12 protein-coding genes and 3 pseudogenes are annotated in these 23,814 nt (G+C 70.7%); 12 read left to right on the top strand and 3 right to left on the bottom strand.

Annotated elements, in window-relative coordinates:
* Positions 1 to 174 precede the first annotated feature (174 nt).
* On the bottom strand, positions 175 to 990 hold the full coding sequence (locus tag CLV71_RS09725; RefSeq protein ID WP_133902304.1) for an SGNH/GDSL hydrolase family protein: 816 nt from the start codon (positions 988 to 990) through the stop codon (positions 175 to 177).
* A gap of 164 nt (positions 991 to 1,154) precedes the next feature.
* On the opposite strand from CLV71_RS09725, the gene CLV71_RS09720 reads away from it, so the two are divergent.
* From CLV71_RS09720 to CLV71_RS09690, 7 genes are all read left to right on the top strand, one after another.
* Complete coding sequence (locus tag CLV71_RS09720; RefSeq protein WP_133902303.1) at positions 1,155 to 1,436, top strand: DUF2277 domain-containing protein; 282 nt, start codon at positions 1,155 to 1,157, stop codon at positions 1,434 to 1,436.
* 687 nt (positions 1,437 to 2,123) lie between these two features.
* Positions 2,124 to 5,939, top strand: coding sequence for a Pls/PosA family non-ribosomal peptide synthetase (locus CLV71_RS09715; protein WP_133902302.1), 3,816 nt, complete (start codon positions 2,124 to 2,126; stop codon positions 5,937 to 5,939).
* Positions 5,930 to 7,168 carry a M1 family metallopeptidase gene (locus CLV71_RS09710; protein WP_133902301.1) on the top strand — a complete coding sequence of 413 codons (1,239 nt, stop codon included), beginning with the start codon at positions 5,930 to 5,932 and terminating at the stop codon, positions 7,166 to 7,168. The genes CLV71_RS09715 and CLV71_RS09710 overlap by 10 nt, the downstream gene beginning before the upstream one ends.
* A gap of 70 nt (positions 7,169 to 7,238) precedes the next feature.
* Complete coding sequence (locus CLV71_RS09705) at positions 7,239 to 9,020, top strand: ATP-binding protein (protein WP_133902300.1); 1,782 nt, start codon at positions 7,239 to 7,241, stop codon at positions 9,018 to 9,020.
* Between the two features lie 43 nt (positions 9,021 to 9,063).
* Positions 9,064 to 10,221 carry an exonuclease SbcCD subunit D gene (locus CLV71_RS09700; protein ID WP_133902299.1) on the top strand — a complete coding sequence of 386 codons (1,158 nt, stop codon included), beginning with the start codon at positions 9,064 to 9,066 and terminating at the stop codon, positions 10,219 to 10,221.
* Positions 10,221 to 12,656: an AAA family ATPase gene (locus CLV71_RS09695; RefSeq protein ID WP_133902298.1), complete on the top strand. Its 2,436-nt coding sequence runs from the start codon at positions 10,221 to 10,223 to the stop codon at positions 12,654 to 12,656. The genes CLV71_RS09700 and CLV71_RS09695 overlap by 1 nt, the downstream gene beginning before the upstream one ends.
* A 10-nt stretch (positions 12,657 to 12,666) precedes the next feature.
* Positions 12,667 to 13,617, top strand: coding sequence for a hypothetical protein (locus CLV71_RS09690; protein ID WP_243866326.1), 951 nt, complete (start codon positions 12,667 to 12,669; stop codon positions 13,615 to 13,617).
* Here CLV71_RS09690 and CLV71_RS09685 read toward each other — a convergent pair.
* The gene (locus CLV71_RS09685) at positions 13,594 to 14,205 is read right to left on the bottom strand and encodes a hypothetical protein (RefSeq protein WP_133902297.1); all 612 of its coding nucleotides are present in this window, start codon (positions 14,203 to 14,205) and stop codon (positions 13,594 to 13,596) included. The two genes, CLV71_RS09690 and CLV71_RS09685, sit on opposite strands and share 24 nt — an antisense overlap.
* A 10-nt stretch (positions 14,206 to 14,215) precedes the next feature.
* Positions 14,216 to 14,773 (bottom strand): TetR-like C-terminal domain-containing protein, encoded by a 558-nt coding sequence (locus tag CLV71_RS09680; protein ID WP_133902296.1) that lies wholly within the window; start codon positions 14,771 to 14,773, stop codon positions 14,216 to 14,218.
* Between the two features lie 81 nt (positions 14,774 to 14,854).
* Between CLV71_RS09680 and CLV71_RS09675 the strand changes: the two genes are divergently transcribed.
* From CLV71_RS09675 to CLV71_RS50405, 5 genes and pseudogenes are all read left to right on the top strand, one after another.
* On the top strand, positions 14,855 to 16,342 hold the full coding sequence (locus tag CLV71_RS09675; RefSeq protein WP_133902295.1) for a flavin-containing monooxygenase: 1,488 nt from the start codon (positions 14,855 to 14,857) through the stop codon (positions 16,340 to 16,342).
* Between the two features lie 798 nt (positions 16,343 to 17,140).
* A complete protein-coding gene (locus CLV71_RS09670; protein WP_133902294.1) occupies positions 17,141 to 20,245 on the top strand; it encodes an ATP-binding protein in 3,105 nt (1,034 codons plus the stop codon).
* A 13-nt stretch (positions 20,246 to 20,258) separates the two neighbouring features.
* Positions 20,259 to 20,666: pseudogene (locus CLV71_RS50415) on the top strand (DNA gyrase subunit A); the annotation flags it as partial.
* A 3-nt stretch (positions 20,667 to 20,669) separates the two neighbouring features.
* Positions 20,670 to 21,329, top strand: a pseudogene (locus CLV71_RS50410) (LAGLIDADG family homing endonuclease); the annotation flags it as partial.
* 381 nt (positions 21,330 to 21,710) lie between these two features.
* Positions 21,711 to 23,789 (top strand): annotated as a pseudogene (locus CLV71_RS50405) (DNA gyrase subunit A); the annotation flags it as partial.
* Between the last annotated feature and the right edge of the window lie 25 nt (positions 23,790 to 23,814).

Genomic DNA, 23,814 nt, shown 5'->3' with positions numbered 1-23,814 from the left:
TCCTACGCCTGGAGTAACGAGAAAAACCTTCAGGTGGATACGCGCCCGTAATGCTACGGAAAACATATGTCGAAAATTACGAGACAACCCGTTCGGGGGCTTTTCATGATATGAGCCGTCTGGTGGCGGCCGGCTTGCGGCGACCGCACCAGACGGCTCATCCGGAAAGTGGGTTCAGACCTGGGTCAGAGCTGCCGACAGGGCGCTGGCGACGAGCGGGGTGTAGCCGCTCGCCTGTCCGGCGACGTTCGGGTGGTAGGACTCGAGGACCGGGTTGGACAGGCCGTTGAGCCACTCGACATCGTCGCAGACCGCGTGGCCGGTGAAGGCCGTGCGGACGTCGACGAAGCCGAACCCGTGTGCCGCCGCCCTGCCGCCGATGGTGGTGGCCAGCAGGTCGGCCGTCGCGTTGAGCGAGGTCTGCTCGGCCGGGCTGATCCGGGCGAGCGCGTTGCACTCCTCGCCGTTGAACAGCCGCGGGTAGCCGACCACGACGACCTTCGCGCCGGGTGCCCGCGAGCGGATCTGGTTGTAGAGGTTGTCGAGCGCGCCGGGCAGGGTCGTGCGGATGTAGTTGTTCGCGTTGTTGATCTCGTTCGTGCAGGTCCACGGCCACGGCAGGGCACAGCGCGTGATCACGTCCGCGAAGCCGGCGTCGTTGCCGCCGACCGACACGGTCACGAACGCGGTGCTCGCGTTGAGGCTGCCGAGCTGGTTCAGCACGTCCGGCACCTTCGCGCCGGAACACGCCGCGAACGTCAGCGGTGCGCCGAGCTGGGCGGCGACCTTGACCGGGTAGGCGTTCGGGCCGCGGTAGCAGGAGCCGCTGTCCGAGTAGTAGGTGCGGGTGCCGACGCCGGAGGAGTAGGAGTCGCCGAGTGCCGTGTACGGGCCGGCGGCCGCCTGTGCCTGGGTGACGCCGGCCAGGGTCAGCAGGGTGACGGCCGCGGTGACGGCCACCAATCGCAGGGAGTTCTTACGGACACGCATGGGCTGCCTCCACACGCTCGCAGGGACGCCCCGGGGTGACCAGGGCAAGATCAGAGTGGGGCCCGGTGGGAGGCGCGGCAATCGCCCGATGCGGTAAAAATTTTCCCACTGATCGAGCACTTTGGCGACTTTCTGTCAGGACGGCTCGACGTAGGGTCGGGGGCATGTGCCGAAACATCACCGCGCTACGTGGGCTCGAGCCCGCCGCCACGGCCGAGGAGATCCAGGCGGCCGCACTCCAGTACGTCCGCAAGGTCGCGGGCATACAGAGCGTCACCGACAAGACCCGCGCCGCCATCGAACAGGCGGTCGCCGAGATCGCGGCGAGCACCACCCGCCTACTGGCCGAGCTGCCACCGCGCAAGCAGCCCCCGCCCACCGTCCCGCCGCTCCGCCGCCCCGAGGTCCGCGCCCGCATCGCAGCGAGGGCAGCCGCCAAGGACTGACCAGACCGAAGGCCCCCGCCGCCCATGCGAAGAGACGGTGCAACCAGGCAACGCGTGAGCGGGCCGGGTGCAGGCCCGGTCATCCGCGAGCGGAGCGAGCCAAACCAACACCGTGAGCGGGCCGCCGGCGTCTGGACTGACGAGCACGGAAGCCTCTGCGCGAGCGAAGCGAGCCCAGGGGCTTGCGCGCGCAGGAGGGAAGACGCCGGGTGAAGGCCCGCTCACCGCGAGCGGAGCGAGCCAAACCAACACTGTGAGTGGGCCGCCGGTGTCTGGACTGACGAGCACGGAAGCCTCTGTGCGAGGTACGAGCCCAGGGGCTTGCGCGCGCAGGAGGGAAGACGCCGGGTGAAGGCCCGCTCACCGCGAGCGGAGCGAGCCAAACCAACACTGTGAGTGGGCCGCCGGTGTCTGGACTGACGAGCACGGAAGCCTCTGTGCGAGGTACGAGCCCAGGGGCTTGCGCGCGCAGGAGGGAAGACGCCGGGTGAAGGCCCGCTCACCGCGAGCGGAGCGAGCCAATGTCACAGCGAGCCAATGTCACTGTGAGTTCACGCACCAACGGGTGACGTGGTGCGGTACCTGACGTGAACGCGCGGTAAAGTTGCCGGTTGGCCCGCTGCCCCTGCGTCGGATGCAGCGACTGACCTCGGAGGAATTCTTGCGTCTGCGTCCGGCCGGTGTGCGATGACCGCCGTCTGTGAAACCGCCCTGCTCGACGAACTGACCACCTCGGTCGCCCGCTTCAGCGGCGCCGCGGCGGCACTCCCGCGCACCCTCAACGACATCATCGCGGACACCGCTTCCCGCCACCCCGCGGCTCTGGCGATCGACGACGGCACGGTCACCCTCAGTTACCTCGAGCTGATCGGCGCGGTCGAGGAGCTGAGCCAGAAGCTCGCCGCGGAGGGTGTCGGCGCGGGTGACCGGGTCGGCATCCGCGTCCCGTCCGGCACGGCCGACCTCTACGTGTCGATCCTCGCCGTCCTCGCGGCGGGTGCCGCCTACGTGCCGGTCGACTTCGAGGACCCTGACGAGCGCGCCGACCTGGTGTTCGGCGAGGCAGGCGTGTGCGCGGTGCTCGGCGAGGGCCGGTCGCTCGTCATGGGGGACACGCCGATCGGCGGCGGGCGGGCCGGGCTCGAGGACGACGCCTGGATCATCTTCACCTCCGGCTCGACCGGCAGGCCGAAGGGTGTGGCGGTCAGCCACCGCTCGGCCGCCGCGTTCGTGGACGCCGAGGCCCGGCTCTTCCTCGCCGACGACCCGATCGGGCCCGACGACCGCGTCCTCGCCGGCCTCTCGGTCGCGTTCGACGCCTCCTGCGAGGAGATGTGGCTCGCCTGGCGCAACGGCGCCTGCCTGGTGCCCGCACCCCGCTGGCTCGTCCGCACCGGCGTCGACCTCGGCCCGTGGCTGGTCGAGCAGGAGATCACCGTCGTCTCGACGGTCCCGACCCTCGTCGCCCTGTGGCCCGCCGAGGCCCTCGACGACGTCCGCCTGCTGATCCTCGGCGGCGAGGCGTGCCCGCCGGAGCTGGCCGAGCGGCTCACCCAGGACGGCCGCGAGGTGTGGAACACCTACGGTCCCACCGAGGCGACCGTCGTCGCCTGCGGTGCCCGCATGAGCGGCGTCGGCCCGGTGCGCATCGGGCTGCCCCTCGCGGGCTGGGAGCTGGCCGTCGTCGACGCCGCGGGTGAGGTCGTGCCCATGGGCGAGACCGGCGAGCTGGTGATCGGCGGCGTCGGCCTGGCCCGCTACCTCGACCCGGCCAAGGACGCGGAGAAGTATGCGCCGCTGCCCTCGCTCGGCTGGCCGCGTGCCTACCGCAGCGGCGACCTCGTGCGCGCGGAGCCGGCGGGCCTCCTGTTCCTCGGCCGCGCCGACGAGCAGGTCAAGCTCGGCGGCAGGCGCATCGAGCTCGGTGAGATCGACGCGGCCCTCCAGGCCCTGCCGGACGTGACCGGCGCGGCGGCGGCCGTCCGCACGACCGCCGCGGGCACACAGCTGCTCGTCGGCTACCTGGTCGTCGCACAGGACTTCGACGCGGACGGCGCGGTCGCCCGCCTGCGGGAGGCGCTGCCCTCGGCACTGGTGCCGAGGCTCGCGGTCGTCGAGACGCTGCCGACCCGCACGTCCGGCAAGGTCGACCGCAACGCGCTGCCCTGGCCGTTGGACCTCGGTCCGGTGGAGACCGAGGAGCTGTACGGCACCCAGGCGTGGCTCGCCGAGCGCTGGGCCGAGGTCCTCGGGGTGCCGCCGGCGGGTCCGAAGGCCGACTTCTTCGACTGCGGTGGCGGCAGTCTCGCGGCGGCGAAGCTCGTCTCGTTGGTCCGCGCCGACTTCCCGACCCTCTCGGTCACCGACGTCTACCACTCGCCGACGGTCGCGGCGCTCGCCGCGCGGCTCGACGAGCTGGGCGGCACTCACACCGAGACCAGGGAGATCGCACCGGTGCCCCGCCGCGCGGCCCTGGTGCAGACGCTCGCGACGATCCCGCTGCTGACGCTCGTCGGCCTGCGCTGGACCGTCGTGCTCGCCGCGGTCGGCAACGTCGTCGGCTACCCGTGGACCGTGTCGTGGTGGCTGGTCGGCCTCGGCTGGCTGCTGCTGTTCAGCCCGCCCGGCCGCGTCGCCGTCGCGGCAGGCGGTGCGCGGTTGCTCCTGCGTGGCGTCAGACCGGGCACCTACCCGCGCGGCGGCAAGGTCCATCTGCGGCTGTGGGCGGCCGAGCAGCTGGCGGAGCGGTCCGGTGCGACCGACCTCGCCGGCTCGTGGCTCACCCACTACGCCCGCGCGCTCGGCGCCAGGATCGCCGAGGATGTCGACCTGCACTCGCTGCCGCCGGTCACCGGCCTGCTCAAGGTCGGCAGGGGCGCGGCGGTCGAGCCCGAGGTCGACCTGTCGGGTCACTGGGTCGACGGCGACGTCGTGCACATCGGCAAGATCCGCATCGGGGCGGGCGCGGTCGTGGGCGCCCGCAGCACGCTCTTCCCCGGCACCCGCATCGGCAAGCGTGCCGAGATCGCGGCGGGCTCCGGCGTGACCGGCTCGGTCCCGACCGGGCAGCGCTGGTCCGGCGTGCCCGCGGTGAAGGACGGCAAGGCCGCCCGCCGCTGGCCCAAGGCCCGGCCGGCCCGCCCGCGCCTGTGGCTCACCGTCTACGACACCACCTCGGTGCTGCTGTCGCACCTGCCCGCCGTCGCCGCGCTCCCGGCACTGTGGCTGGCGATCGCGCTCGTCGGCACCACCCCGACCCCGGGTGCCGCGCTCGCGGTCGTGCCCGCGGCGACCGTGGCATGGCTGGGCACGTACGCGCTGGTCACGCTCGTGTCCGTGCGGCTGCTCGGCATCGGCCTTCGCGAGGGGCACCACCCCGTGCGCGGTCGGGTCGCGTGGCAGGCGTGGGCGACGCTGCGGCTCATGGACTCCGCCCGCGGCCTGCTGTTCCCCCTGTACGCGGGCCTCGCGACGCCCGTCTGGCTGCGGCTGCTCGGCATGCGGATCGGCCGGGGCGCCGAGGTGTCGACCGTGGTCGCGCTGCCGACCATGACGACCGTCGGCGACGGCGCGTTCCTCGCCGACGACACCATGGTCGCCGCCTACGAGCTGGGTGGCGGCTGGCTGCACGTCGCGGCCGTCCGGGTCGGCAAGCGCGCGTTCGTCGGCAACTCCGGCATGGCCGCGCCCGGCCGGTCGGTGCCCAAGCGCGGCCTGGTCGGCGTGCTGTCGGCGGCGCCCAAGCGTGCCAAGGCAGGCAGCTCCTACCTGGGCATGCCCCCGATCAAGCTGCCGCGTGTCGCCGAGGGCGGCGACACGGGACGCACCTACGAGCCCACCCGCGGGCTGCTCGTCGCCCGCGCGCTGGTCGAGCTGTGCCGGGTCGTGCCGGTGATGTGCTCGGTCGCCCTGGCCGTCGTGGTCATGGCGGGCATCGCCTACCTGGGCTTCCCGCTCGGCCTGCTGCTCGCCGGTGTGCTGCTCGGCGCGGCCGGGGTCGTGGCCTGCCTGGTCGCCGCCGCCGCGAAGTGGGCGCTGGTCGGACGCTTCCGTGCCCGCAACCACCCGCTGTGGAGCTCCGCGGTGTGGCGTGGCGAGCTGGCGGACACGTTCGTCGAGGTCCTGGCGGTGCCGTGGCTCGTCGGCGCGTCCGGTGGCACGCCGGTCATGTCGTGGTGGCTGCGCGCACTCGGCGCACGGGTCGGGCGCGGTGTGTGGTGCGAGTCGTACTGGCTGCCGGAGGCAGACCTGGTCCACCTGGGTGACGGTGCGACCGTGAACCGAGGTTGTGTTGTGCAAACCCACCTCTTCCATGATCGGATCTTGCGTATGGACCAGGTGACGCTGGCGGCGGGCGCGACGCTCGGACCGCACGGGATCGTCCTGCCGGGCACGATGGTCGGCGCCCACGCGTGTGTCGGACCCGCCTCGCTCGTCATGGCGGGCGAACAGGTGCCCTCGGGCACACGGTGGCTCGGCAACCCCGTCTCGGCATGGCGCTGAACTCCCGGATCTCGCACTACGACCTTGAGTTACGGACGAAGCCGTCTACGGGTCGGCTGGCCGCGAGGGCGCGGCTGACGGTCGTCGCCACCTCGGTGGACGCGGTCGTCGAGCTGGACCTGCGCGGCCTGCGGGTCGAGCGGGTGCTCGTGGACGGCAGGCCCGCCCGCTGGTCGCACCGGGGCGCCAAGCTGCGGATCCGGGGGCCGTTCCTCGTGGACACGCCGTTCTCGGTCGAGATCCGCTACGGCGGGCGCCCCGAGCCGGTGCACACCCGGTACTGGGGCGACGTCGGCTGGGACGAGCTGACCGACGGCGTGATCGTCGCGAGCCAGCCCGTCGGCGCGCCGTCCTGGTTCCCGTGCGACGACCGGGTCGGTGCGAAGGCCACCTACCGGATCGCCGTGACCGTGCCGCTGGCGTACACGGTGGTGGCCAACGGGGTGCTGTCGTCGCGGCTCACGAGCGGGTCGACGACGACGTGGACCTACGAGGCAGGCGAGCCGATGTCGCCGTACCTCGCGACCGTCCAGATAGGACACTACGAGCGGGTTCTGCTTTCCTCCGGCCAGATCCTGGCCGCGACCCGCCGCAGGCTGACCGACGCCCAGTACGACTTCGGGCGCCAGAACCGGATCATGCGCCTGTTCACCGACCTGTTCGGACCGTACCCGTTCGCCGAGTACGCGGTGGTCGTGACCGACGACGACCTCGAGGTACCGGTCGAGGCGCAGGGCCTGTCGATCTTCGGCGCCAACCACGTGGACGGCACACGCGCGCACGAGCGGCTCGTCGCGCACGAGCTGGCGCACCAGTGGTTCGGCAACAGCGTCGGGCTCGCGGACTGGCGGCACATCTGGCTGAACGAGGGCTTCGCCGCCTACGCGGAGTGGCTGTGGTCGGAGCGCTCCGGCGGCCCGTCCTCGACGGCGCTGGCCACCCGGTCGCGCGAGGTGCTCGCCGGGCTGCCGCAGAACTTACGCATCGGCGACCCGTCAGCCCGCGAGATGTTCGACGACCGCCTCTACCGGCGAGGCGCCCTCACCCTGCACACCCTGCGCACACAGCTCGGCGACTCGCCGTTCTTCGCCCTCCTGCGCCAGTGGACGGACACGTACCGTCACGCCACCGCCACCACCGACGACTTCGTCGCGCTCGCCGAACGCCACGCCGACCGGTCACTGCGCGGCTTCTTCGACGCCTGGCTGTTCGAGACGGCACTCCCATGATGGCGGGGGTCCCGGGGCGGGCGTTCACGCGGACATAGACTGCTGGCCTTCCCACCAGAAGGAGCAGTGCGTGGCGGAGCCGAACGGATCCCCGAACGGCGCGACCGACCTGGCCGCGGGCCAGCGGCCCGTCGGCCTCGTGGTCGGCACGGTGGCCGCGAGCCCCCTCGAGTTCTCCGTCGGCGTGGCCCCCGACCAGTACCTCCAGCTCGACGACGTGGTCGTGACCCGGCGCAAGCTGCCGGACGGGACCGAGATCCAGATCGCGGGCGTGGTCACCAACATCGAGGCCGGCCACGAGGGTGCCCGGTTCGCCTCCGACGTGTTCCTCATCTCCGACGGCGCGCTGCCCGCCGAGGTGTCCGAGGTCGCCGAGATCACCGTCACCAGGGTCGAGCCCGAGGTGTACGTGCCGCCGAGGCCGGGCGCCGAGGTGTCGCGGGCGATGGGCGAGGAACGCGACTCCGCCCTGTACTTCGACACGATGGCCGACGCGAAGGTGCCGATCGGGCTCGGGCGTGACGGGCAACCCGTGTACCTCAACTTCGAGTTCGTGGACGGCACGCGCGGCGGGCACGTCTCGATCTCCGGCGTGTCGGGCATCGCGACCAAGACCTCGTTCGCCACGTTCCTGCTGCACTCGATCTTCACCTCGGGTGTCCTGGCCGGTGAGGCCCACAACACCAAGGCGTTGATCTTCTCCGTCAAGGGCGAGGACCTGCTGTTCCTCGACTACGACAACTCCCGCCTGCGTGAGGAGTTCCGCGACAAGTACGCCAGGCTCGGCCTGCCCGCGCACTCGTTCCGCAACGTGCAGGTCTTCGCGCCGCCCCGCCCTGGCGACCCGAACGGCACGCCGGACGTGCGTGCGCGGGACAAGGCGGTCAGCCCGTTCTACTGGACGCTCGCGGAGTTCTGCGAGCAGGAGCTGATGCCGTTCGTGTTCGCCGACGGCGAGGACGAACGTGCCCAGTACACGATGCTGATCAGCCAGGTCGCGGCCCGGCTGCGGCGTGACTACCAGAAGGTCGGCACGGACGGCGCGATCTCGGTCAACGGCGTGGACGCCCGCAACGGCGGTCCGATCCGCACGTTCGAGCAGCTGGTCGCGTTGATCGAGGACGAGCTGCTCGACGAGGAGATCCGCCGCGACTGGGTGGCCGGGTCCACGTCCACCGGCAGCGTGAACGCGTTCCTGCGGCGCCTGCGGTCGGCGGTGAAGCCCCTGGAGCGGCTGATCCGGGCGGACCTGAAGGACCGGGGCGACCGGTCGCTGACGACGTCGAAGGCGCAGGTCACGGTCATCGACCTGCACAACCTGCCCGACCGCGCGCAGCGGTTCGTGGTCGGTGTGTCACTGCGCCAGGAGTTCCGCCGCAAGGAGGAGCAGGGCACCGCCAGGCCGCTCATGTTCATCGTGCTCGACGAGCTGAACAAGTACGCCCCGCGTGACGGCGACAGCCCGATCAAGCAGATCCTGCTGGATGTGGCGGAACGCGGGCGCTCGCTCGGCGTGATCCTGATCGGCGCGCAGCAGACCGCGTCGGAGGTGGAGCGCCGGATCGTCGCCAACTGCTCCATCCGCGTCGCGGGCAGGCTCGACCCGGCCGAGGCGTCGCGACCGGAGTACGGCTACCTGCCGCCCGCGCAGCGTCAGCGCGCGACCATCGCCAAGCCAGGCACCATGTTCGTGTCGCAGCCGGACATCCCGGTGCCGCTGGCCATCGAGTTCCCGTTCCCGGCGTGGGCCACCCGGTCCTCGGAGAAGGGCGCCTGGAACGGGGTTGACGACGGGCCTGCCCAGCCGGCCGATCCGTTCGCCGGACTGGACGACGACCCACCTCCCTTCTGAGCGGAGCTTGCGGAGCGAACCGTGTCGCAGTGAGGGGTAAGGCGTGAAGATCCTGCACACAGCCGACTGGCACGTCGGCAAGGTGCTGAAGAACCAGCCACGCATCGACGAACAGCGGCTCGTGCTCCGCGACCTGGTGCGGCTCGCGAACGACGAGGACGTCGACCTGGTCATCGTGGCGGGCGACCTGTTCGAGACGACCGCACCGGGCCCGCAGGCGCAGGGCCTGGTCATGCAGACGCTCATGGCGCTGCGTGCCGAGGGGCGCCACGTCGTCGTGCTGGCTGGCAACCACGACAACTCCCGCCTGGTGCAGGACGTCTACCGGCCGGTGCTCGGCGAGCTGGGGCTGCACGTGATCGGCACCCCCCAGCGGCCCGACCGGGGCGGCACCCTCACCCTCGACACGAGGTCGGGGGAGCGGGCGGTCGTCGCCGCGCTGCCGTTCCTGTCCCACCGGGTCGCCGTGCGTGCCGCGGAGGTGCTGCTCCACGCGCCGTCGCAGCACAACCAGGACTACGCCAACCGCATGCGGTCGATCATCGGCATGCTGTGCGACGGCTTCACCGGCGACACGGTCAACCTCGTCACCACCCACGCGACCCTGCTCGGCGGCCGGTGGGGTGGTGGGGAACGCGAGGTGCAGTCGCTCCTGGGTTACGAGGTGCCGCCGGACACCTTCCCCGTCAGCACGCACTACGCCGCACTCGGCCACCTCCACCGCTACCAGCAGATCGACGGCCCCTGCCCCATCGCCTACTCGGGCTCGCCCATCGCACTCGACTTCGGTGAGGAGGACAACGAGTCGATGGCGGTGATCGTCCACGCGACCCCCGACAGCCGCGCCACGATCCGCCCGGTGCCCCTCACCGGTGGCCGGCGGCTGACCACGCTGCGGGGCACGCTCGACGAGGTCATCGCCGCGGGCGAGGAGGCCGGGGACGCGTTCCTGCGGGTGATCCTCAAGCAGAAGGCCAGCGCCGGGCTCGCCGACATGGTCCGCGAGAAGCTGCCGAACACCCTCGACGTGAAGATCCACGAGGACTTCCTGGCCAAGGCGCACGCCGGTGAGGTGAAGTCGCGGATCGGGCGCACCCCCGCCGACCTGTTCGCGGACTTCCTGTCGGAGAGGGAGATCGACGACCCGCGCCTGGCCGCGATGTTCTCCGAGCTGCTCGAAGACTCGACAGGGAGCCGCTGATGCGTCCGCTTCGCCTGATGTTCGAGGGGTTCGGCAGCTACCGCGAGCGAACCGACGTCGAGCTGCACGACGTCGACTTCTTCGTGCTCACCGGGCCGACGGGTGCCGGCAAGTCCACGGTGATCGACGCGCTGTGTTTCGCCCTGTACGGCACGGTTCCGCGGTGGGGCAAGAAGGACGCCATCCGCAACGCGCTCGCGCCCTCGGTCAACGAGGGCAGGGTGTGCCTGGTGTTCGAGGCCGCGGGTGGACGGTACGCGGCCGTGCGGCTGCTGCGCCGGACCGCCCAGGGCGCCGTGCAGACCAAGGAGGCGCGTCTGGACCGGCTCGACGCCTCGGTGCCGCCGGACGCCGACCTCACCAAGATCCTCGAGGCCGTCGCCGAGTCCCGTGCCGAGGGCGACAAGGTCACCGGCGCGGTGTCCGAGCTGCTGGGCATCGGGTACGACCAGTTCACCCAGTGCGTGGTGCTGCCGCAGGGCCGGTTCGCCGAGTTCCTGCAGGCCAAGCCCGGTGACCGGCAGGACCTGCTGATCCAGCTGCTGGCGTACGCGGTGTACGAGGACGTCGGCCAGCGGGCACGTGAGCGGGCCAAGGTCGCCGCGAACAAGCTGACGATGACCGAGAAGCAGCTCAACGACCTCGGCACGGTCACCGACGAGGTGGTCGCCGCCGCCGCGAAGCGGGTCGACGCGCTGGACGCGTTGGTGCCCGCCGTGGACGAGGCCGTCGAGAAGATGGCCGACATCCGCGACCAGTGGTCCACCGCCCGCGCCGAGGCGGACACGGTCAAGGCCCAGCTCACCGACCTGTCGTCCCTGCGCAAGCCCGCCGACGTGACGGACCTGTCCACTCGCCTGACCGTCGCGGACGAGGAGATCCAGCAGCGCGTCGAGGCACGCACGCGGGCCGAGAAGGCGGAGGCCGAGGCCGAAGCCGCCCATGCCGACCTGCCGGAACACGCCGTGCTGACCCGTTGGCGCGACGCGCACACCCGCTCCGCGACGGCCGTCGACCGGCTCGAACGCCTCCGGTCGACTGCCGGGTCCGCGTCGACCGCCGAGGAGAAGGCCGCCGCGGAGTTCACTGCCGCGGAGGAGGCGCTCGCCGCTGCGGAGACCGCCCAGACCGACGCCGACCGGGCGCACCGCGCGGTCGCCCTGGCCACCGACCTGGTCGAGGGCGAGCCGTGCCCGGTGTGCCGCCAGCAGGTCCACGACCTGCCCCACCACGCCGTGCCCGCCGACCTCGACGAGGCCCGAGCGGCGGTCAAGGCGGCGAAGACGCAGGTCACGACGTTGCGCAAGGCTCACTCCGAGGCCAGCAAGGCCGCGGCGGCAGCCCGTGCGGACGTCGTGAGCGCGGAGAAGCAGGCCGAGGAGCTGGCCGCCGAGCTGCGTGACGCGCCGCAGGCCGCCGAGGTCGACGCCGCACTGGCCCGGCGCGAGGCCGCCGACACCGCGGCCGACAAGGCCAGGACCGCCGCCAGGATGGCGAGGACCGCCATCGAGCGGGCCCAGCGGGACCGCGCCGAGCTGGCGGACGAGGAGAAGCGCGCCTGGACGGTGCTGCGGGACAACCGCGACCGGTTCGTCGCGCTCGGCGTCCCGCAGGTCGACGGCGGTGACCTCGCCGCGGGCTGGCAGTCGCTGCTCGACTGGGCGACCGCGCAGCGCGTCACGCTCGACGCCGCGCTCGGCGAGCAGCAGCAGGCCCTCGACGCCCTCGCCTCGCAGGGCACGACCGCCCGCGCCGAGCTGGCGGCGCTGCTCGCGTCCCACGACGTGACGCTGGGGCCCAAGGACAAGGCGGACGTCGTGCTGGCGTCGTCGCTGGCCGACGCCAGGCGCGACCTCGCCGACCTGACGGAGAAGCGTTCCCGGTCGGCGGCGCTGGCGGTCGAGGTGGCCGCGTGCCGGGAGGAGGAGCAGGTCGCGCGGATGCTCGGCAACCTGCTGAAGTCCAACGGGTTCGAGGCGTGGCTGTGCGCGGAGGCACTCGAGTCGCTGGTGACCGAGGCCTCGGAGATCCTGATGCAGCTCTCCGGCGGGCAGTACGAGCTGCTCCGCGACACCCGCAACGACCTCGTCGTGCTGGACCACAACGACGCGGGGACCATCCGGCCGGTGAACACGCTGTCCGGCGGGGAGACGTTCCAGGCGTCGCTGGCGTTGGCGCTCGCACTGTCACACCAGGTCGTCGGCCTGTCGGGTGGCAAACGGGACCTGAACTCGATGTTCCTCGACGAGGGCTTCGGCACGCTCGACGAGTCCACGCTGGACACCGTGGCGGCCACTCTGGAGCGTCTGGCGTCCGAAACCGAGCGGATGGTCGGCATCGTCACCCACGTGCCCGCCCTGGCGGAACGGGTCCCGGTGCAGTTCGCCGTGACCCGCGACGGCGCGTCGTCGCGACTGCGGCGGGTCGAGGTGTGATGGTGCAACGGTGACCGGACTGCTCAACCCGACGACCTACACCGTCGACCCGTGGGACCCCGGCTACGGCGTGGCACGCGGCGACGAGCTGGACGGCCGCGAGTCGTCCGCCCGCCTCGAACTGGACGTGGAGATGCCCGCCTCGTCGTGGCGGCCGGTCACGCCCGCCGACGGGCCGGTGCCCGGCTCGGTGCTGTTCCTCGACGGCGTCCAGCGCATCGACGCCAGGGTGTGGAAGCACGGGGACGGGCCGGAGCCGCTGCCAGGGGTGATCGCGTCCCTCGCGGCCGGGCTCGTCCGCTGCGACGGCGTCGCCCAGATCATCGACTGGCGGGTCGACCGGGGCGTGTTCGCCGAGGACGGTGTGGACATCGAGACCCGGCACGCCCGATACCGGTTCCACCGCACGTCCGGTGGCCTGGACAAGCTGACGCTCGGCGTGACGGGCAGGCTGGCGGCGCTGGAGGTCGAGCTGGCCAACGAGTGGCGGCAGAAGTCCAACGTCGAGGACGACCTGCTGGTGGTGGACGGGCCGCTGCGTGGCCGCACGCACCTGGACCGCACGGTCGGGTACGTGAAGACGCACCAGAAGTCGTACCTGCAGGCCGAGCAGGCGGCGGTGGTGGCGTCGCTCACGGCGGGACAGCGGAGCCCGGTGTTCAAGATGGGCACGTCGTGGGAGCGGCTGTCCTGGTACCTGAAGCTGCCGTCCGGCGAGTCGCGGGCGCCCTGGTCGGCGACGGTCCGGCTGGAGTGCTCGGCCGAGCTGCGGCCCGAGGACGCCGTCGCGCTGGCCGACGTGACCGCCCACGTGCTGCCGCCGCTGGCGTCGTCGCCGCACAAGGACCCACGCGCACCACAGAACCTCGTCCCGATCGGCGGCCTGGAACGGCAGCTGCGGCACCGCCTGGGCGATGCCGCGCTGCTGTACCGCTCGCTACGCGGCGCTCTGGCTGCGTAACCGGGCGTGCGGCGTCCTGACCGGCGGGGACGTCGTGAGTGCCAGCCAGACGAGCCCGACCAGCACCAGCACGCCGTGCGCGATCCTGACCGGCTCCGGCGCGAAGAACTGCGGCAGGAACAGGACGAACCCGGCGGCGAAGACGACCGCCGCGTACTTGTTGGCCGCGCCCGCCCGCCACAGCGGGATCGCGACGAGTACCGCGCCGACCGCGAGCATCACCAGGCCGACCCCGAAGATCGTGATGGCGACGGGGTTGTAGCGCGTGGCGTCCACGACGTCGAGCAGGTTGGTGCCGTTGGTGGCCGCCGCGTGGAGGCCGAAGTCCTCGGCGCCGTAGTAGGGCAGCGTGAGGCCGGCCCCGACCCACATGACGGCGACGGGGGTCAGCCCGATCGCGTCGCGTAAGCCGAGCAGGGCCAGAGGCACCAACACGAACCCGATCATGGCGGCGAAGTGCGCGACGACCCAGAGGTTGGAGCTCATGGCCTCGTGCGCGCCCGAGGTCGTGGTCTCGTCGGTCCAGGGCCGCAGGACGGGGTAGAGCAGGAAGAGCACCCCGGCGAGGCCGAGGGCGTTGCGGTACATGGGATCCCCTTCAGTCACGGAGCACGCCGTCGATGACGGCGGCGATCAGCTGGTCGTAGGTGTGGTCGAGGTCCTCCGGCAGACCGAACCCACCGCCTGCCTCGAGCGAGGCGAACCCGTGCGCGACGGCACGCAGACAGCGGGTGGCGTGGACGGCGGCGGAGGGGTCGAGGTCGTAGGCACGCAGGGCACCCAGCACGACCTCGAGGAGCTTGGTCCCGGCGGGTGCGAGCGCCGGGTCGTGCAGCGGGTCGAGCGGCATCGCGGCGTACCGCGCCGGGTGTTCCCTGACGTAGGCGCGGTAGGCGTGCATGAGCGCGGTGACCGCGTCGTCCCCGCCGCGGCCGAGGACGGCGTCGGTGAAGCGCTCGGCCATGTCCTCGATCACGCGGGCACCCAGCAGCGTGCGCAGCTCCCCGAGGCCGGCGACGTGCTTGTAGAGCGAGGGGGTGGCCACTCCAGTCCGTTGCGCGACGGCGGCGAGCGTGAGCGCCCCCTCCCCGTGCTCGTCCACCACGGCCAGCGCCGCGTCGACGACGGCGGCGGTGGAGAGCCCCGCCCTAGGCATGTCGGCTACCTTGCATAGCCACAAAGCTAATGTACTTAGCTTTGACCGTCAATCCGGTACCGCCAGGTAACGTGCACGACCATGGAGCACGTGGATGTGCTGATCGTGGGCGCCGGCCTCTCCGGTATCGGCGCCGCGTGTCACCTGCGAACCCAATGCCCGGACAGGACGTTCACGATCCTGGAGGCGAGAGACGCCATAGGCGGCACCTGGGACCTGTTCCGCTACCCGGGCGTCCGCTCCGACTCGGACATGTTCACCCTCGGCTACCAGTTCAACCCGTGGACGGACCCGAAGGCGATCGCCGACGGCACGTCGATCCGCGAGTACGTCCGCCGCACGTCGCGGAAGTACGACGTGGATCGCCGAATCCGCTTTCACCACACGGTGACCACGGCGTCCTGGTCCAGCTCGGACGCCAGGTGGACGGTGACCGCGAACCGCACCGACACCGCCTCGGTCGTGACCCTGACATGCTCCTTCCTGTATGTCTGCTCCGGTTACTACCGCTACGACAAGGGCTACACACCCACGATCCCCGGCGCGGAGGACTTCGAGGGCCAGGTCGTGCACCCCCAGCACTGGCCCGCCGACCTCGACTACACCGACAAGCGCATAGCAGTGATCGGCAGCGGCGCGACGGCCGTAACCCTGGTTCCGGCCATGGCCGACACCGCCGCGCACGTGACCATGGTCCAGCGCTCACCCAGCTACGTGATGACGTTGCCGGGCAAGGACATCCTCGCCGAGAAGCTCCAGGGCCGAGTCCCGGACAGGGTTCTCTACCCGGCACTGCGGTGGAAGAACGTCCTGACCCAGATGCTCGCGTACCAGCTCTCCCGACACGCACCCAGGCTCATGAGAACCCTGATACGCAAGGGAGTCCTGAGCCAGACCCCGGCGGGCTACGACGTCGACACCCACTTCGCCCCCAAGTACGCCCCCTGGGACCAGAGGATGTGCTTCGTCCCCGACGGCGACCTGTTCACCGCGCTCCGCAAGGGCCGGGCGACCATCGTGACGGGCGAGATCGACCGCTTCACCCCCGCCGGCCTGCGCATGACGACCGGCGAGCAGGTCGACGCCGACCTCGTGGTCACGGCCACGGGCCTGAACGTCCAGGCCGTGGGCGGCATGACCCTCACGGTGGACGGCACCGCGATCGCCCTCGGCGACACGCTGGCGTACAAGGGAATGATGCTCTCCGGCGTCCCCAACTTCGCCCTGACCATCGGCTACACGAATGCCTCCTGGACCCTCAAGGCCGACCTGGTGGCGACCTACGTCTGCAGACTGCTCAACCACATGGCGGCCCACGGCTACCAGGTGGTGACCCCGGTACCCGCCGACCCGGGCACCGACACGGAGCCGATCATCAACCTCATGTCGGGCTACGTCCTGCGCAGCCTGGACACCCTGCCGAAACAGGGCTCCGCCGCCCCGTGGCGCCTGCATCAGAACTACCCGAAGGACGTCCTGATGCTCCGCCGAGGCCCGGTGGACGACGAGGTCCGCTTCGACCGGGTGCCGGAAACCGCCCGCGAGGGCACGAACCACCAACCGGCCTGACGAGGTTCCCCCATCCCGTCGCCGCCCGAGGCCTCGCCGAAGGCCGCGGTCGACGGTCGAGTTCGTGCGGGAACCGCTGAACCGCGACCGCCGCCGCACCGGGGTGCGACATGCCGAACGCACCACGCAGATCAGCCGGGGGCCCGCACTGGATCTGCGTCCGTGGCCCCGCGAGCCCAGGCCGGTCGGCCGCCACCGACGGTCGTGCCGAGGGCAGACGGGTGCCGCGCGAAAGGCCGCGATGTCACTCGCGAGGTCAGGGAGGTGACTCAGGGGTGCGTCCAGGTCGTCTGGTGTCCGAGTCGTCGGGAAATGGTTGGGCAGCAAGGACATCCGCAACCCCACCAGTCGCGGTGGCGGATGCGTGCAGGTTGTCGGGACATGGTCCGGGATGCGTTGAAACGAACATGTGTTCACCATACAGTCGGAGGCCGGGAGGGCCAAACGGGCTCACCTGATCGTGTGGTGGCCAGCCACAGTGGACGGACATTCGCGGTCCGGCGCGGCGCTGTGATCGAGGAGACGTCGTCGTAACCGGATCGTTCGCGGGTATGCTGGGGCCGCTGTCGACCGCGACCGACGGGGTGTCGGGGCGGGCGGCACGGCCATGACCAGGCAGGAGAGTTCGCGGACGCCCCGCTACAGAACATCACCGCCCACCTCGCGGGAAGTTGGTCGGACCTGCGGCATCGGGTTCTTGGGGAGCGAATGCCGGGGGTTGTCAGGGGTAGCGGATAGGCTCTCTACGGTGGTGGCCGCCTGAGCACGGGCGCGCCATGAATCGGGAGACGACCAGAAGTGACTGCGGGAACCTTTTACGGCGCCGACGATCTGACCCACCTCGAGGGCCTCGAGGCGGTGCGGAAACGTCCGGGGATGTACATCGGCTCGACGGACAGCCGAGGCATCAACCACCTGTTCAACGAGGTCGTCGACAACTCGACCGACGAGGGCATCGCGGGCCACGCGACCCGCGTCGTCGTGACGCTGCACGCGGACAGCAGCGTCCAGGTCGACGACGACGGACGCGGCATCCCCACGGGGGTGCACACGAAGTCCGGCCTGTCCGGGGTCGAGCTGGTGTTGACGCGCCTCCACGCGGGCGGCAAGTTCGGCGGCTCGGGCTACAAGACCTCCGGCGGCCTGCACGGCGTCGGCGCGTCGGCGGTCAACGCGCTGTCGCACCGCTTCGACGTCACCGTCAAGCAGGACGGCAAGGTCCACCAGATGTCGTTCGCGCACGGCGTGCCGGGCGAGTTCGCCGACAGCGGACCCAAGGCGAAGTTCACCAAGCGCTCCGGCCTCAACGTGGTGCGCCGGATGAAGCGCGGCGAGCCGAGCGGCACCTCCATCCGCTACTGGTACGACGCCAGGTACTTCGAGAACAACGCGACCCTGGACGTCGAGGCCGTGCGGGCCAAGCTGCGTCATACGGCGTTCCTCGTGCCGGGTGTCACCTACGTGTTGCGCAACACGCTCGAAGGCGCCATCGACGAGGAGATCTTCCACTACCCCAACGGACTCGCCGACATGGTCGAGTTCCTGGCGCCGGCCAGCGAGAAACCGGTGTCCGGCATGATCATGATCAACGGCACGGGCACCTACCGCGAGAACGCCGCCGACGAGAACGGCGTCATGCAGTCCAAAGTGGAGCGCGTGGCCGAGGTCGAGGTCGCCATGCGCTGGGGCACCGGCTACGAACGCACGATCGAGTGCTTCACGAACACGATCCGCAACGTGCACGGCGGCACCCACCGGCGGGGCTTCGACCGCGCCGTCGTGAAGGCCGTACAGGAGGCCATCGCGAAGACTCGTGGACTGCTGAAGCCCAAGGAGGACCCCCCGACCGTCGACGACGTCGAGGAGGGGATGACCGCGGTCGTGCACGTGAAGCTTCCCGAGCCCCAGTTCACGTCCCAGACCAAGGACGAGCTGTCGACGGCCGGCATCACCAAGGTCCTCCAGTCCATCGTGGATGCAGAGATCCGCGCCTGGACCGAGAACCGCAAGACCAAGACCGAGGCCAAGACCGTTCTGCAGAAGGTCGTCGACGCCTCCCGCGTCCGCCTGACCCAGAAACAGCAGAAGGACGCCGCCCGCCGCAAGACCGCGCTGGAAGGCGCGGCAATGCCCCCGAAACTGGTCGACTGCCGCTCGACGGGCATCAACCGCAGCGAGCTCTTTCTCGTGGAGGGCGACAGCGCCCTCGGCTGCTTCACCGGCGACACGATGGTCGCGCTCGCCTCAGGGGAGAGCCGTTCCTTCGCCGACCTCGCCGCCGACGGGGCGAAGGGGATCACGCACTTCGGTTACACGACCAACAAGGCCGGTCGCGTCGTGCTGGCGCCGCTGGTGGAGCCCCGGCTGACCAAGCGGGACGCCCCGCTCGTGCGGGTCACGCTGGACAACGGCGAGTCGGTGCGCTGCACCCCGGACCACCTGTTCCGCCTCCGCGACGGTTCCTACCGCCGGGCGGACGAGCTGGCGCAGGGTGACTCCCTGATGCCGCTGTACCGCTCGGTCTCGGCCCGGACCGCGGGTGACAAGCTCGACGGGTACGAGCGAGTGTGGATGAACGACCGGGAGGAATGGGTCTACTCCCACTACCTCGCGGACGGGTACAACCTGCGGCACGGACTCGACACTGCCGACAACGGCATCGTCCGGCACCACGTCGACGTCGACAAGCGCAACAACGACCCACGCAGCGAGCAGTGGCAGGACGAGGCACTCCTCGAGTGGCGGCGACAGACGACGGTCGCACAGTTCGCGGATCCCGCCGAGCGCGAGCGGCAGCGCACCGCGGTCCTGGCCTGGCACCGGAACAACCCCGAGTTCGGCGCGGAGCACTCGGTGCGCATGAAGGTCAGCATGAGTGACCCGTCCACGGGACATCTCGCGAAGGCGCAGGCAGGGCGGCGCAGGTACGTCGAGTCCGTGCCTCGCGTGACACGTGTCGCGCGACAGCAGGACGGCAGGCGGATCGCCGCGCTCAAGCGGATTTCGACGCTGCTCTCGTTGTCCGACAGCGAACTGGGCTCAGCCCATGACTCCGAGCGGTTGCGCACCGCCCGGACCGGACTCAGGTTCGACCGGCTGCTCGCGCACTACGAGGGTGACTACACGCGGCTCCGTGAGGCGGCGAGCCTGGTCAACCACGCAGTCGTGTCCGTGGAGGCTCTCGACGAGTCCGCCGACGTGTACGACCTCACTGTCGACGGTTACCACAACTTCGCACTCGAGGCCGGCGTCTTCGTGCACAACAGCGCCCGGCTCGCCCGCGTGTCCGAGTACCAGGCGCTGCTTCCCCTGCGCGGCAAGATTCTCAACGTCCAGAAGGCGAGTCTCGCCGACACGTTGCGGAACGTGGAGATCGCGTCGATCGTGCAGGTGCTCGGGGCCGGGACGGGGCGCACGTTCGACCTGTCGACCATGCGGTACGGGCGGGTCATCCTGATGGCGGACGCGGACGTCGACGGGTCGCACATCCGGACGCTGCTGATCACGCTGTTCGCGCGGTACATGCGGCCGGTGATCGAGGACGGGAGGCTCTTCGCCGCCATGCCGCCGCTGCACAAGATCACCACCAGGGGGCGCAACCCGGAGACCCACTTCACGTTCACGCAGCGTGAGATGGAGACCAAGGTCGCCGCGCTGGAGAAGGCGGGCAAGACCGTCGTCACGCCGGTGCCCCGGTTCAAGGGCCTCGGCGAGATGGATGCCGAGGAGCTGTGGGACACCACGATGAACCCGGCCTCGCGCTCGGTGCGCCGCATCACGCTCGACGACGCGGAGGCGGCCGAGGCGGCGCTGGAGCTGCTGATGGGCGAGAAGGTCGAACCGAGGCGGAACTGGCTCGTCGAGTCGTCCGAGCGGGTAGACACGTCGGCGATCGACATCTAGGGGACAGAAGAACATGGCACGCCGCAAGGCACCCACGACCCGGGTCGACCCGTCCGCGTTCGACAGCGCGGGCGCGCAGGTCTTCGAGACCCCGCTGAAGACCGAGATCGAGGACTCCTACCTGGAGTACGCGTACTCGGTGATCCACTCCCGCGCACTGCCCGACGCCCGGGACGGCCTCAAACCGGTCCACCGCCGCATCCTGTACTCGATGAACGAGAACGGCTACCGGCCGACGCACGCGTACGTGAAGTCCTCCCGCGTGGTCGGCGACGTGATGGGCAAGTACCACCCACACGGCGACACCGCGATCTACGACGCGATGGTCCGCCTGGCGCAGGACTTCTCGATGAACGCGCCACTGGTGGACGGACACGGCAACTTCGGGTCCCCGGACGACGGACCGGCCGCGAGCCGCTACTGCGTGGTCGGTGACACTCGGATCCGCCTGGCCGACGGCTCCAGTCCGCGCATCGCCGACGTGGTCGACCTGCCGCCGGACTCGGAGGCCGACGCGGACTTCGAGGTGCTCGACAAGGACGGCAAGGCCGTTCGCGTCAACAAGGTGTTCAACTCGGGTGTGCACCCGACGCTGCGCTTGACCTCGAAGTCGGGTTACTCGCTGCGGGGCAGTGAGAACCACCTCGTGCTGTGCCTCGAGGCCCCGATGGGGGTGCCGGTATTCCAGTGGCGGCGGCTGGACGAGCTTCGACCCGGGATGACCGTGTGCGTCGCCAGGAACGCCTGGATGCAGGTGATCCCGACCGCGCGGGAGTGCGTGCTCGGCGAGGTCAGCGCCCGCGAGGCCCGGGACAGGTTCGTCCCGGAGGTCGTGTGGTCGTCCGGGTGGGGCGTCAAGCGGGCCTTCCTGATGGCGTTGTTCGAAGGAGGCGGCGGGCCTCGCCCGGCGCTCGACGGGGTCACCGTCCGCTACACGACGTACAGCGCGCGGCTGGCCGCCGAGGTGCAGGAACTGCTGGCCGAGTTCGGAGTCGTCGCCACGCACCGGAACCACACGGACGCGGCCGGGTCGGTCGAGCACCGCCTCGTGGTGTCGGGCCCGCGGAACGTGCGGGCGTATGTGGAGCGTGTCGGGTTCCCGCCCACCGGGCAGGCCGAGATGGACCAGCTCCTCGATCGTTCGGAGTCGCACGGGCTGAGCCAGGACAGGGTGCCCTTCGTCGCCGACTTCGTGCGATCCGCACTCGACCCCGAACGCCATGGCCGCGACTGGTTGACGCAGCACGACTTCGACCGGGTGGAGCGGTGGGAGACCGAGCGGCTGCGGATCATCGACCGGATCGAGGACCCGGAGATCCTCGCCACCGTCCTGCCCGTGATGGACTCCGGCTATCGCTTCGAGGAGGTCGCCTCGGTCGAGGCCGGTGAGCCTGCCGAGGTGTACTCGGTGCGGGTCGAGTCCGACGACCACTCGTTCCTCGCCGGTGGGTTCGTCAACCACAACACCGAGTCCCGGCTGTCCAACGAGGCCATGCTGCTCGTCGGGGAGCTTGGCGAGGACACCGTCGACTTCCGGCCGAACTACGACGGTTCGCTCGACGAGCCGTCCGTGCTGCCCGCCGCGTTCCCGAACCTGCTGGTGAACGGGACGTCCGGGATCGCGGTCGGGATGGCCACCAACATGATCCCGCACAACCTCGCCGAGGTGATCGGTGCGGCGCGATGGCTCATCCACCACCCGGACGCGACGCTCGACAAGCTCATGGAGTTCGTGCCGGGGCCCGATCTGCCCACCGGTGGCATGTTGCTCGGGCTCGACGAGGTGCGGCGCGCCTACGAGACCGGCCGCGGTGTGGTCCGCATGCGTGCGAAGGTGGAGATCGGGCTGCTGGAGGGCAGTCGCGGCAGGCAGGCGATCACGATCGTCGAGCTGCCGTACGCCGTGGGGCCCGAGAAGATCATCGAGAAGATCACCGACGAGGTGACGAAGTCCAAGCGGCTGACCGGGATCGCGGACGTCAAGGACCTCACCGACCGGGAGAACGGCACCCGCGTCGTGATCGAGTGCAAGGTCGGCGTCAACCCGCAGGCCCTGCTCGCCGACCTGTACCGGCTCACGCCGATGGAGCAGTCGTTCGGGATCAACAACCTGGTGCTGGTCGACGGGCAGCCGAGGACCCTCGGGCTCAAGGCTCTGCTCGAGGTCTTCCTGCGGCACCGCTACGACGTCGTCACGCGGCGCACGCGGTTCCGCCGCCGCAAGCGCGAGGAGCGGCTGCACCTCGTCGAGGGTCTGCTCATCGCGTTGCTGGACATCGACAAGGTGATCCGGCTGATCCGCGCGAGCGACGACGCGGCGGCGGCGAAGGAGGGCCTGATGAAGCGCTTCAAGCTCTCCGAGATCCAGGCCACCTACATCCTCGACACGCCGCTGCGCAGGCTCACCAGGTACGACAAGCTGGAACTGGAGCAGGAGCAGGACAGGCTGCGGTCGGAGATCGCCGAGCTGACCAAGATCCTCGAGAACGAGTCGGTGCTCAAGCGGCTCGTGTCCTCGGAGCTGGCGAAGGTCGCGAAGGACCTGGGCGGTGAGCGGCGCACGGCGCTGATCGACGGTGACCTCAAGGAGGTGCTGGCCGCATCCAAGCCGGCCGGTCCGCTGGAGGTCGCCGACGATCCGTGTCAGGTCATCCTGTCCGCGACCGGGCTCGTCGCGCGCACGGCCGCGGAGTCGGAGGAGGCGACCGAGGCACGCAAGCGCAGCGGACGTGCCAAGCACGACACGGTGTCGTCGGTGGTGCACTCGACCGCCCGCGGCCAGATCCTGCTGGTGACGAGCCGGGGACGCGCGTTCAAGACGGACGTGCTGCCGTTGCCCGTGTTGCCGGAGGCGGCCGGGACGGTGTCCCTGCGGGGCGGGATGGCGGCCAGTGAGCTGGTTCCCCTGGAGAAGGGGGAGAAGGTCGTCGGCATCGCGCCGCTCGGGGAGCGGGCGGAGGGGTCGCCGGGGCTCGCGCTGGGGACTCGGCACGGGGTCGTCAAGGTGTGTGCGCCGGAGTGGCCGGTGCGGTCCGACGAGTTCGAGGTCATCACGCTGAAGGACGGCGACGAGGTCGTCGGTGCGTCGTGGCTGGTCGACGGGGCCGAGGAGCTGGTGTTCGTCTCGTCCGACTCTTCGTTGCTGCGGTACAGCGTCTCGCTGGTGCGACCGCAGGGGGTCAAGGGCGGTGGGATGGCCGGGATCAACCTGACCGCCGGTTCGTCTGCCGTGTTCTTCGGTGCGGTCCGGACCGACGACGACGACCACGGGGAGCCGATGGTCGTCACGTGTACCGGGCAGAGTGTGAAGGTCACGCCGTTCGAGCTGTACCCGGCGAAGGGGCGGGCCACGGGCGGGGTGCGGACTCACCGGTTCCTCAAGGGGGAGCGGTCGTTGGTCCTCGCCTGGGTCGGACCCCGGCCCGCCGGGGCGTCCTCCACCGGGTCTTCTGTGGAGCTGCCGGAGGCGGACACGCGGCGGGACGGGTCCGGGACCGCTCACCCCGGGCCGGATGTGATCGGGCACCTCATCGAGCGCGGCTGAGTAACGCCGTGAAGGCGTCCTCCGT

It is taken from the genome of Actinophytocola oryzae (genome assembly GCF_004364325.1).
GTDB lineage: Bacteria > Actinomycetota > Actinomycetes > Mycobacteriales > Pseudonocardiaceae > Actinophytocola > Actinophytocola oryzae.
This window is presented reverse-complemented; position numbering and strand designations above follow the sequence as displayed.